Here is an 11,893-nt window from a genome sequence, read left to right as displayed (position 1 = left end):
CGTAACTCAGCGACCGTCCGCTGGGGCCCCGGCTAACCTCTCTCGCAATGTCTTGGGCCGGATATCGGTCCAGTTCGTCTCGATGTACTCCAGGCATGCGGCCCGATCGGCTTCACCGAACACCACGCGCCAACCCGCTGGCAGATCGGCAAAGGCCGGCCACAAACTGTGCTGTTCCTCGTCGTTGACCAAGACGAAAAAGCTGCCGCCGTCGTCGTCAAACGGATTGATGCTCACCAAGTCTCCCGACTATTGCGTCAATAACTGGAACAAGTTCTAAACCATACGTCGTGATGTGACCGCTGTCACGCAGTTGCGTGTGACCCCAGTCACGATTAGCAGCAATTATTTGAGCACATCAGGGGCGGTATTCGGAAATTGGCCTGAGCAGGAATGATGCTTATTCAGATAAACGGGACTGGTGTGATTGAGCGAAATCTTGTAATGCGTCCGCCGCCGCCGCAGCGCTCTTCGCCGGTTCGGTGATGTGGGTGGCCAACTCGCGGGCCCTGGCCACCGAGTCCGGGGCGAGAATCGCCCTCAGGTCGGTGACCAGCGACTCCTCGGTGGCGGTCGAGAACCGCCGCGCGGTGCCGACCCTCAAACGCTTGACGGCGGCGCCGTAGATCGCGTGCACCATGTCCCAGTACAGAATCAGCTGGGGCACGCCGGCCCGCATGACGATCGGCGTGGTGCTCGATCCGCCGTGGTGGACCACCGCGCGACAGGCGGGGAACACCGTCGCGTAGTTCAGCACGCCGACCACCTTGACGTTCTCCGGAAGCTCGACGTCGCCGAAGTCGGTGCCGGCCGCCCCGATCAGGGCCCGCTCCCCGAGCCGCGCGCAGGCCGCCGAGATCATGGCGATGGTGTCGGCCGGGGATTCGACGGGGATGCTGCCGAACCCGAAGAAGATCGGCGGGGTGCCGGCGGCGATCCACGACGCCACTTCGTCATCGGTGTCGGTGGCCAGTTCCAGGGTCAGGGTGCCGACGAAGGGGCGCTGCCGGTCGAAGGCGGCCCACTCCTCGGCCAGGCCTGGGAAGCATGCGGCGTCGTAGGCCTGGACCTCCAGCGACCCGCGCTCGGTGATCCGCCGGGGTGCCGACCCCTTCGCCGCGGGCAGGCTGAGCTCGCGGCGCTGGGTGTCTTCGACCTTCTTCGTCCCCCGCCACGACACCCACCAGAACGCCTTGACCACCGCGCGGCCCAGCTTCGATGGCAGGAACGGCAGCACCTGGCCGTTGGGCCGCAACGGGAAGTAGTGCAGCGTGGCCAGCGGAATGCCGTAGTGCTCGGCGACGTTGGCGGCGGCGTCCTCGAAGTTGATGCCGGAGAAGATCAGATCCGCGCCGTCGGCCAGCGTCATGAGCGTGGAGCTCATCTCCTGCCACCCCTGCAGCAGCGGTCCGGCGATGGCACCGCGTGCCCTGGCCATCTCGCGCAGCTTCCACGGGCTGCTGAAGAAGCAGGTCCAGAAGTCGCGGTGGGCATCGAGGATGGCGCGCGACTTCGGGCCGAACGCCACCGCGGTCGGCCCGGCTGCCGCGGTGAAGTCCACCAGGTCCGGTGGCACGGCCATGATCACCTCATGGCCGCGCCGCACCAGTTCCCGGCCGACGGCGAGGCTCGGCTCGATATCGCCGCGACTCCCCCACGTCGCCAGCACGAATTTCATCGTGGGATGTCAGTTGCGGGCAGAACCGGCGCCCGCGCTGAGGAACTCGTCGAGATAGCGCGGCGACTTCAGGTTGAGCAACCGCTTGCGGTCGGCCTTGAGGTCGGCGTAGGTGAGGGCCTCGATCTGATCGACCGAGTACGGCAGCGTGGTCTCCGGTGCTCCCTTGCGCACGAAGCCCACGCCCTGGTCGCACTTGAGCACGCCGACCAGAAGGTCCGGCCGGGTGCTGCGCAGGTGGACGATCGCCTTCCAGACGTCGCCGTTCCACAGTCCTATGACCAGCGGACCGGACTGCCCGGCGATGAAGTCGTCCCAGGACTCGGCACGCCGGCCGGCCAGTTCGAACGGCGGGTTGCAGTCGTGCAGGAAGATCACGCCGTCGTCGCGCAGGAACCGCAGCGTGTTCTCGACGTCGCGCACCACCTGTTCGTAGGTGTGCATGCCGTCGATCAGCGCCACGTCGATGGGCCGCTGGGCCAGGAAGTCGGCCTGCTCGGCGAAGAAGTCGTCGCTGGTGACCTCGAAGTAGTGGGTGGCGCGCCCCTTGGCGTCCGCCTGCTCGCGGGTCTCCGGCGAGAGCCGGAACGCGGGGTCGACGGCGATCTTCTCGTCTGCGCTGATCTGCCGGAACGCCAGGCCTTTGGAGACCCCGATCTCCAGGTAGACGGGGTTGGTCCGCCCGTCGAGCGCGCGCTGCACCGCTTTGATCCGGTTCACGCCGGGCAGGGCATCCACCAACATGGTGAGCCTGTCGTTGAAGTTCACGGCGACGATCCTGCCCACAGAACCGGTGCGCTGACAAGAGGGTAAATTCCCGGGTCGCGCTCGAATCGGCCCGATCCGCTGCGATAAGAATGGACGGCTATGTCGCACTCTTTGGACATCGTCGCCGACTCCGGCGCCCGCGTCGAGCAGATCTACGCGGCGTTCGGGCGCGAGGATTATTGGTTGGCCAGGCTGGCCGGTGACGGCAACGCGACGCTGGATTCCCTGGTCGTCTCCGACGACGGGACCGTGGCGGTCAAGCTCACCCAGCGCATCGTCGGGCTGACCGGATTGATGGCCAAGGTGGTGCCCGGCGAGCTGAATCTGCTCTACAGCGAGACATGGAAACCCGCGGGCGACAGGCAGGTTCGCGGTGAAGTCCGGGTGTCGGCGGCCGGCGGTCTGGGATCGAGCCTGGCCGACAATCTGCTCACCCCGGCCGGTACCGGATCGCAGTTGCGGGCCGCGGTGAAGGTCAAGGTCAAGGTGCCGTTGGTTGGTGGCCAGCTGGAGAAGACCATCGGCTCGAGCCTGGCGGCGAGCATCCCGTCGGTGCTGGCGTTCACCACGGAGTGGATCGCCGAACACACCTAAACGAACCCATTGCGACGTTCGTGGTGCCACAATGCCTCGACTCTTAGAACGTGTTCCAGTTACCGAGACGGGTGAGTGTGACGCAGGCCGACAGCGTGAGCCCCGCCGAAGGGCTCAATAGTCCGCAACCGGCGAAGTCGACGTTCCGTCCAGACATCGAGGGGTTGCGTGCGGTGGCCGTCCTGGCCGTCGTGCTCTTCCACGCCGCGGTGCCCGGACTCGGCGGCGGCTACGTCGGTGTCGACGTCTTCTTCGTCATCTCCGGATTCCTGATCACCGGCCTGCTGTGGCGCGAGGCGCACGGCTCGGGAACGGTGCGGCTGCGCAATTTCTACGGCGCCCGGGCCCGGCGACTACTGCCCGCGTCGGCCTTCGTCGGCATCGTCACCATGATCGCCGCGGCACTGCTGCTGCCCCCACTGCTGGTGCGCAGCGTCATCGGCGACGGGATCGCCAGCGCGCTCTACGTCAGCAACTACTGGTTTGTGATGCGCGGGGTGGACTACTTCGCCAGCCACGTTCCGCCGTCGCCGTTCCAGCACTACTGGTCACTGGGCGTGGAGGAACAGTTCTACCTGGTGTGGCCCGCCATCATCCTGGGCACCGCATGGTTGATCCGAAAGGTGAGGCGGCGCAACCGAACCGAGGCCACCGCCTCACAGCGCCCGTACCTGGTGGTGCTGACGGTGATCGCCGTGGTGTCGTTCGCGATGTCGTTCGTGGCCACCTACGTCGCCCCGGCCGCCGCGTTTTTCTCGCTGCCGACCCGGGCTTGGCAGCTGGCACTGGGCGGCATGATCGCACTGACCGCCGCCCGATGGCGCGACCTCTCAGCGCGCACCGCCGCTGTGGTGGGCTGGGCTGGACTGGCGATGATCCTGGTGTCCTGCACCGTGCTGACGGAGTCGACGCTGTATCCCGGGAGCGCCGCGCTGCTGCCCACGGTGGGCTCGGCACTGGTGATCGGTGCCGGGTGTGCCCTGCCCGCCGGCGGATGTGGGACGTTGCTGGGGCTGGCCCCGATGCGCGCAATTGGGCGGATCTCTTATTCCTGGTATCTGTGGCACTGGCCGGTGCTCGTGCTCGCGCCGGCGTTGGTCGGCCATCCGCTCGGGCTGCCCGCCCGGTTGTTCGCCGCCGCCCTGTCCGGGGTGCTCGCGGTGCTCACCTTGCGGTACCTGGAGAACCCCTTGCGTTTCGCGCCGAAGATCCGCACCTCGGCGTGGCGCAGCCTCGGGCTGGGCGCCGGCGCGACGGCCGCTGCGGTGGTAGCCGGCCTGGTGCTGCTGACCGCGGTGCCGACCCCGGTGGGGCGCGGCACTCCCGCGCCGGCATTGGCCATCACCGCGGCCCCGGTCCCGCCCGGCTCGGCCCCGGCCGCCTACGACGAGGCGGTGCAGCAGGCATTCGCCCAGGTTCAGGCGGCCGTCGCCGGGTCCGCAGACCTCACCAGCGTGCCGTCGAACCTGACCCCGTCGCTGGCCGAGGCGCCCGCCGAGAAGTCCGCCCTGCTGTTCGGCGGATGCCTGCGCACCCCATTCGAGAGTGGTCAGCCGGAGTGCGCCAGCGGTGACACCGGCTCAGTGACCACGGTGGCGCTGGTCGGCGATTCGCATGCCGCGATGTGGTTTCCGGCCTTCGACAAGATCGCGGCCCAGCGGCAGTGGCGCCTGGAACTTCTGAGCAAGGGCGCCTGCCCGCTGCTCGATCTGCCGATCGGCAATCCGCTGCGCCAGCTGGCCGAGAAACTCCAGCACTGCCAACAGTGGCGGGCTGAGATCCTGGACCGGCTGCGCGCCGAACGGCCGCGGCTGGTGGTGCTCAGTCTGTGGCGCGGCTACGGCAGCGATGAATCGCTGTCGGGCTATCAGGCCTACGACCCGGTGTGGGTGGACCGGCTGACCCGTGTCATTCGGGAACTGCGGGACAACGGTTCGCAGGTGCTCGTGCTCGGTCCGATCCCCGATCCGCAGTTCGTGGTGCCGATCTGTCTGTCCGGCTACCTCGACGATGTGCAGGCCTGCACCCCGCATCGGGCGACGGCCGTGAACGCGGCGGGTATCGCGGCAGAGTCGGCGGCGGTGGCTGCCGGCGGCGGTCAGTACGCCGACCTCACCGAGTTGTTCTGCACCGCCGATCGCTGCCCGGTGATCGTCGGGAACACCCTGGTGTATCTCGACGAGAATCACCTGACGCTGGAGTACTCGCGGGCGCTCGCACCGGTGGTTGCGGCTCTGGCCGACCGAGCGTTGGTGGCGGGTTGACGTGCGGTCCCGAAACGCAGCGCGCCGAATCCGGCTCGGTGCAAGAATGCCTCGACTCGGTGATCGGGTCGTGTGGTGAAGACCAGATGGGTGAGCGTGCGCCAGGCCAATAGCGTCGACTCTGTACAGGGAGTCCCCGACCGGCGTTCGGCATCGACGGGGTTCCGCCCGGATATCGAGGGACTGCGCGCGGTCGCGGTCCTGGGCGTGGTGTTGTTCCACGCCTCGATTCCCGGTATCGGTGGCGGCTATGTCGGCGTCGACGTCTTCTTCGTCATCTCCGGCTTCCTGATCACCGGTCTGCTGTGGCGCGAGGCCAGTTCCACCGGCACGGTCAAACTACGCTCCTTCTACGGCGCCCGCGCCCGCCGACTGCTGCCCGCCTCGGCGTTCGTCGGCATCGTCACCATGATCGCCGCGCTACTACTGCTGCCCCCGTTACGCGTGCCCACCGTCCTCTACGACGGCATCGCCAGCGCCCTCTACGTCGGCAACTACTGGTTCATCCTCGACAACGTCAATTACTTCTCCGACCTTCTGACGCCCTCGCCGTTCCTGCACTACTGGTCACTGAGCGTCGAAGAGCAGTTCTATCTGGTCTGGGCGCCCCTGGTGCTGGGCACCGCCTGGGTGATCCGCCGGTTCCGGCGCGACAAGACCGCACCGGTCGCGGCGTCACGCCGCCCCTACCTGGTGGTGCTGGCACTGGTCGGCGCCGCCTCGTTCGCCCTGTCGCTGGTGATCACCTACGTCGTGCCCGCCGCAGCGTTCTTCTCCCTGCCCACCCGCGCCTGGCAGCTGGCCGCCGGTGGACTGCTGGCCCTGACTGTCCCTGCCTGGCAACGACTTTCCGCCCGCACCGCCGCACTCACCGGCTGGTCCGGACTGGTCATGATCGTGGTGGCCTGCTTCTGGTACACCCCGACCACGCCGTTCCCCGGCACCGCCGCGCTGCTGCCCACCCTGGGCGCGGCCCTGGTCATCGGCGCCGGCTGCGCCACCCCCAACGAGGGCTGCGGGCGACTGCTGGGCACCGCACCGATGCGCGCCCTCGGCCGGATCTCCTACTCCTGGTACCTGTGGCACTGGCCGGTCCTGGTACTCGCACCGGCCCTGCTGGGCCACCCCCTGGGACTGGGTGCCCGCATCACCGCCGCACTGCTGTCAGCCGGGCTGGCCTGGCTCACCCTGCGCTACCTGGAAAACCCGCTGCGCTTCGCCCCCAAAATTCGCCAATCCGCTTGGCGCAGCCTGGCATTGGGTGCCATCGCCACCATCCTGGCCGTCGTCACCGGACTCGGGCTCCCACCACTGAACAATTTGGCTGCCGAGCAGGGTGACTACACCTACGGCGGTTGTGTGCTGACGCCGTATCAGGATGGGCAGCCGGCGTGTGCGATGGGCGATACCTCCTCGTCGACTCGAGTGGCTCTGGTCGGCGACTCGCACGCCGCGATGTGGACCCCCGCGCTGCGGGAGATCGCCACCCAGCGGGGGTGGCGGCTGGAACTGATGGCCAAGGAAGCCTGCCCGATCCTCGATATCCATGTCGACGGCCACTTCCGCCGCATGATCGAAGCCCTCCAGCACTGTCAGCGCTGGCGCGACGGGGTGATGGCCCGGCTGAAGGCCGAACGTCCGAAGCTCGTCGTGGTCAGTGTGTGGCGCGGCTACGGGATCGACGAGACGATGACGGGTTTCACCGGCTACAACAGCGCGTGGATCGAGAGCGTGGGCCGGCTGGTGAAGGATCTGCGCGCCACTGGTTCCCAGGTGTTGGTGCTCGGCCCGATTCCCGCACCACACGCCAACGTACCGATCTGCATCTCCGGGCATCTCGACAACGCGGCGGCCTGCGCGCTGTCGCGCGCCAAGGCCGTCGAGCAGGCCGGTATCACTGCCGAAGCCAACGCCACTACCGGCAACGGCGGGCAGTACGCCGACCTCAGTGACTTCTTCTGCACCCCGCAAACCTGTCCCGTCATCGTCGGCAACACCTTGGTCTACCTGGATGTCAGCCATCTGACGTTGCAGTACTCGAGGGTGTTGGCGCCGGTGCTCGGGGCGCTGACCGATCGCGCGATGGCAGGCGACTGACGTGCCGGGCCTGGCCGCCCAAGTAGCCGGGGAGAACTCGGGCCAGAAGCAATTCCGCCCGGATATCGAGGGGCTGCGCGCCGTCGCCGTGCTGGCCGTTGTGCTGTTCCACGCCGAGGTACCTGGGCTCGACGGCGGTTACATCGGCGTAGACGTCTTCTTCGTCATCTCCGGTTTCTTGATCACCGGCCTGCTATGGCGGGAGGTGAGGACATCCGGGACCGTAGGGCTACGTCGCTTCTACGGGGCGCGGGCGCGTCGTCTGCTACCGGCGTCGGCCATGGTCGGCGTTGCCACCATGATCGCCAGTGTTGTCCTCTTGGCGCCGTTGCAGATTCCGACCGTCGCTGCTGACGGCATCGCCAGCGCACTCTATGTCAGCAACTACTGGTTCATCATGCAAGGCGTCGATTACTCCGCGCCATTCCTGCCTCCGTCGCCGTTCCAGCAATTCTGGTCGTTGGGCGTCGAGGAGCAGTTCTACCTGGTGTGGCCGGCGCTAATTATCCTGACGGCGTGGGGAATTCGGCGCCTCAGTCGACGCAAGGCCGTCCGTGCGCCGACGCAACGTCCATATCTATTGGTCCTGGCGCTAGTCGCGGCCATCTCGTTCGCACTATCCCTGGCGGTTTGCCATTGGGCCCCATTTGTGGCGTTCTTCTCCTTGCCCACGCGCGCCTGGCAGTTGGCTGTCGGCGGACTCATAGCCCTCACCGCCGATCAGTGGCGACGCCTGTCACCGCGGATCGCGGCGTTGGCCGGGTTCGGCGGTGTGGGTTCAATCATCTTGGCCTGCAACCTATTCAGTCCGACGACCCTATATCCTGGGACCGCGGCACTGCTGCCTACGCTAGGCACAGCACTGGTCATCGGCGCCGGTTGCGCGATACCGACGCGCGGGTGCGGCCGGCTCCTGAGCTTGGCGCCGATGCGTGCAATCGGTCGAATCTCCTACTCTTGGTACCTCTGGCACTGGCCGATACTGCTGCTGGCCCCCGTGGCGCTTGGTCAGCCGTTGGGGCTTGCCGCCAGGCTCGCCGCCGCGCTCCTGTCCGCCGGGCTGGCTGTCTTGACGTGGCGCTTCATCGAGAGCCCGCTGCGCTTCGCACCTCGGATACGAGAGTCTCCACGGCGGAGTCTGTTACTCGGAGGTGCGGCGACCGCAGTTGCGGTAGCTGTGTGTCTTGCGGTCGCCCTCGTCGTCCCGAAGCCAGTTGGGGCCGGTTCGCCGGCCGCCACGCTCAGAATCACTACGATGCCGGCCTCGGCCGCCTCGGGAATCTCGACGGCTGATGCGGCAGTCCAGAACGCATTCACCCAAGTGCAGGCTGCGGTGGAGGCATCAGCTGACCTCACGGCCGTTCCATCGAACCTCGAACCTCCACTGGCGGAGGCGGCAGCCGAAGACAAGGCCACGCACCTCGACGGCTGTCTGCGGCTGGCCTTCAGCCGTGGCAAGCTGCCTGACTGCGTAGCTGGAGACACCGCCTCGACCACAACGGTGGCTCTGGTTGGCGACTCACACGCAGCGATGTGGCATCCGGCGTTCCAGACAGTCGCCGAGGAGCGGCACTGGCGGTTGCAGTTTGTGGGTATGGCCGGCTGCCCAGTGATAGACGTGCCCGTCACCAACCCCCAACTCCACCGCGAGTACAGCGAGTGTGACGACTGGCGCAGTAAAGCGATGGCCCAGTTACAGGAATCGCATCCGCGGCTGGTTGTGGTCAGCATGTGGAGGGGCTACGGATCGGGCAACTTTCTCTCGAATACACCGGCCTACGGCCCAGCGTGGCTCGCGAGCCTCACCCGCCTCGTGCAGCAACTGCGCGCCGGAGGTGCGCAGGTATTGGTGCTCGGGCCAATCCCAGATCCACAATCGGTCGTGCCGATCTGCCTGTCCTCGCATCTCGATGACGCGACAGCATGCGCGCCGTCACGCTCGACTGCGGTCAATCAACTGGGCATCTCACGCGAGGCTGCCGCAACCGAGTTCGGCGGCGGCTACTACTCGGACCTCACCGACTTGTTCTGCACCGACAGTCGCTGCCCAGTGATCATCGGCAACACGCTGGTGTACTTCGACTGGAACCACCTGACAGTCGAATACTCCCGGACGTTGGCACCTGTGATGGCAGCACTTGCTGACCGGGCGATGGCTGCGGCGTGACGGGATGCTCGCGATTCGAACGCGTGATCTGGATTTCGAAAGCCACCCTAATTAACGCGCGCGAATGTAAGAATGCCTCGACTCGACGGACGACTCTTCTATCAAGTAGGTGATCTTGCGCAAAGCCGACAGCGTTAGCCCTGCCGGCGACCTGCACAAGCAGCAATCGATCGAGTCCGGCTTCCGCCCCGACATCGAGGGCCTGCGAGCTGTCGCCGTCACAGCGGTCGTTCTGTTTCACGCCCAGATACCTGGGATTGGCGGTGGTTACGTCGGAGTCGACGTCTTTTTCGTCATCTCCGGCTTCTTGATCACCCGGATTCTGTGGCGCGAAGTCCACGCGTCGGGCAGGGTCCGGTTGGCCAACTTCTACGGCGCCCGCGCCCGCCGGTTGCTGCCCGCCTCTGCTTTCGTCGGCATCGTCACCATGGTCCTGGCGGCGCTTCTCTTGCCCCCGCTACACGCTCGGACCGTCCTCACCGACGGGATCTACAGCGCCCTCTATGTGAGCAACTACCGCTTCGCATTCCAAGACGTCGACTACCTGGCATCCAACGCGCCGCCGTCGCCTTTCCAGCACTACTGGTCGTTGGGTGTCGAGGAACAGTTCTATCTGATCTGGCCGGCGCTCATTCTGGGTACCGCATGGTCCATCCGGACAATCCGCCGCAGCAACAAGACGGCGGCTACTGCCTCGAAACGTCCCTATCTGTCGGTTCTGCTCGCGCTTGCCGTCACCTCATTCGCGTTGTCGATCGCGGCCACGCATTGGGCACCGCCGGTGGCGTTCTTCTCTCTACCGACGCGGGCATGGCAGCTCGCCGTCGGCGGGTTGGTGGCCCTGACCGCCGCCCACTGGCAACGGCTTTCGACAGCGGTGCTCTCAGTGGCCGGATGGTCCGGGCTCGGAATGATCGTCCTAGCCTGCGTCTCGCTCGGCCCGACCACCCACTATCCGGGGACCGCGGCTCTGCTCCCGACCCTCGGTGCGGCACTGGTGATCGGAGCCGGCTGCGGACTGCCGAACCGAGGCTGCGGCAGCGTCCTGGGACTGGCACCGATGCGTGCGATTGGGCGGATCTCCTACTCCCTGTATCTGTGGCACTGGCCGGTACTTCTGATGGCTCTGTGGGCGATCGCGCCCGTCACCGGACATACCCTGTTGTTGGCCCTGGCCGGTATCGCACTGTCGGTCGGGCTCGCTGTCCTCACGACGCGCATCATCGAAAACCCCCTGCGGTTCGCAGCACCGATACGAAACTCTGCAGGGCGCAGTCTGGCGTTGGGTGGCGCTGCGACGGCACTGGCCGTCGCGGTAGGGCTCGTCCTTCATGTTCCCGACCCCGTCGGTCGCGGCACCCCGGGCCAACCGCTAGCGGTGGTTACCGAACCTGTCCCAGCGGGCTCACCCATCGAGGCCTATGACCGCGCGGTGCGGCAGGCGTTCGCCCAAGTAGAGGCGGCGGTGGCGGCCTCGGTCGATCTTCAGGCCGTCCCGTCGAATCTCGCGCCGCCCCTGGCAAACCTGACCTCGGACAACCCGAGGGCTCTGGATGGTTGCATTCGCACGTTTTTCGAAGTCGCACAGCCGGAATGTGCCACTGGCGACGCCGCCTCGGGTAGCACAGTGGCCCTGGTAGGCGATTCCAATGCCGCGATGTGGGACTCGGCCTTTCAAGACCTCGCCGGACGTCGAAAGTGGCGGCTGGAGACCATGACAAAGGTCAGCTGCCCGATGCTGGATCTGCCCACCCTCAATCCCGTACTCGGCCGGGACTACACCGAGTGCGGGCAGTGGCGCGATGGGGTCATTGCAAGACTTCAGGCAGAGCGGCCGACGCTGATCGTGCTCAGCGTGATGCGGCGTTACGGTGTCCGATATGGCTGGGGCGTCGGCTACACGTCGTACGAATCGGCGTGGGTCGACAGCGTCGCCCGGCTCGTGCGTCAACTTCGCGATACCGGTGCGCAAGTTCTGGTCCTCGGGCCGATTCCGGATCCGCAGTCCGCGGTACCGGACTGCCTCACGCTGCACCTCGACGATGCGACGTCGTGCTCGCCTCCGATATCCAAGGCTGTGAACCGAGAGGGCATTGCGGCCGAGGCCGCAGCTACCGCGGCAAGTGACGGGCAGTACGCCGATCTCACCGACCTCTTCTGCACGAAGCAACGATGCCCCGTCATCGTCGGCAATACGTTGGTCTACCTTGACCAAAGCCACCTGACATACCAATACTCCCGAATACTGGCACCCGTCATTGGAGCGTTGGCTGATCGCGCGCTCGCACAACGGTGACGGCCCGGACGCCCTCGCACTACGACCAA

The 11,893-nt window shown here is 66.5% G+C and carries 8 protein-coding genes; 5 read left to right on the top strand and 3 right to left on the bottom strand.

Annotation, left to right across the window (positions count from 1 at the left end; translation table 11 throughout):
• Positions 1 to 6 precede the first annotated feature (6 nt).
• The 3 genes from BN3385_RS14475 to BN3385_RS14465 form a co-directional block, all read right to left on the bottom strand.
• Positions 7 to 237, bottom strand: coding sequence for an MbtH family protein (locus BN3385_RS14475; protein WP_059017491.1), 231 nt, complete (start codon positions 235 to 237; stop codon positions 7 to 9).
• A gap of 163 nt (positions 238 to 400) precedes the next feature.
• Entirely contained in the window at positions 401 to 1,678 is a 1,278-nt protein-coding gene (locus tag BN3385_RS14470; protein ID WP_059017490.1) for a glycosyltransferase, read from the bottom strand.
• Between the two features lie 9 nt (positions 1,679 to 1,687).
• Positions 1,688 to 2,446 (bottom strand): class I SAM-dependent methyltransferase, encoded by a 759-nt coding sequence (locus BN3385_RS14465; RefSeq protein ID WP_231748736.1) that lies wholly within the window; start codon positions 2,444 to 2,446, stop codon positions 1,688 to 1,690.
• Positions 2,447 to 2,545: 99 nt separating this feature from the next.
• On the opposite strand from BN3385_RS14465, the gene BN3385_RS14460 reads away from it, so the two are divergent.
• The 5 genes from BN3385_RS14460 to BN3385_RS14440 all read left to right on the top strand — a co-directional run bounded on the left by BN3385_RS14460 (position 2,546) and on the right by BN3385_RS14440 (position 11,864).
• Positions 2,546 to 3,040, top strand: a complete 495-nt coding sequence (locus BN3385_RS14460; protein ID WP_059017488.1) for a DUF2505 domain-containing protein — start codon at positions 2,546 to 2,548, stop codon at positions 3,038 to 3,040.
• 77 nt (positions 3,041 to 3,117) lie between these two features.
• Positions 3,118 to 5,304 (top strand): acyltransferase family protein, encoded by a 2,187-nt coding sequence (locus tag BN3385_RS14455; RefSeq protein WP_059021970.1) that lies wholly within the window; start codon positions 3,118 to 3,120, stop codon positions 5,302 to 5,304.
• A 75-nt stretch (positions 5,305 to 5,379) separates the two neighbouring features.
• Positions 5,380 to 7,401: an acyltransferase family protein gene (locus BN3385_RS14450; protein ID WP_502688067.1), complete on the top strand. Its 2,022-nt coding sequence runs from the start codon at positions 5,380 to 5,382 to the stop codon at positions 7,399 to 7,401.
• 1 nt (position 7,402) lies between these two features.
• On the top strand, positions 7,403 to 9,568 hold the full coding sequence (locus BN3385_RS14445) for an acyltransferase family protein (protein ID WP_059017486.1): 2,166 nt from the start codon (positions 7,403 to 7,405) through the stop codon (positions 9,566 to 9,568).
• Positions 9,569 to 9,683: 115 nt separating this feature from the next.
• Positions 9,684 to 11,864 carry an acyltransferase family protein gene (locus BN3385_RS14440; RefSeq protein WP_502688066.1) on the top strand — a complete coding sequence of 727 codons (2,181 nt, stop codon included), beginning with the start codon at positions 9,684 to 9,686 and terminating at the stop codon, positions 11,862 to 11,864.
• The last annotated feature ends 29 nt before the right edge of the window (positions 11,865 to 11,893 follow it).

Source organism: Mycobacterium sp. M26 (assembly GCF_001494595.1).
Lineage (GTDB): Bacteria > Actinomycetota > Actinomycetes > Mycobacteriales > Mycobacteriaceae > Mycobacterium.
The sequence above is the reverse complement of the archived record's forward strand: the minus strand, read 5'-3'. Positions and strand labels throughout refer to the sequence as shown.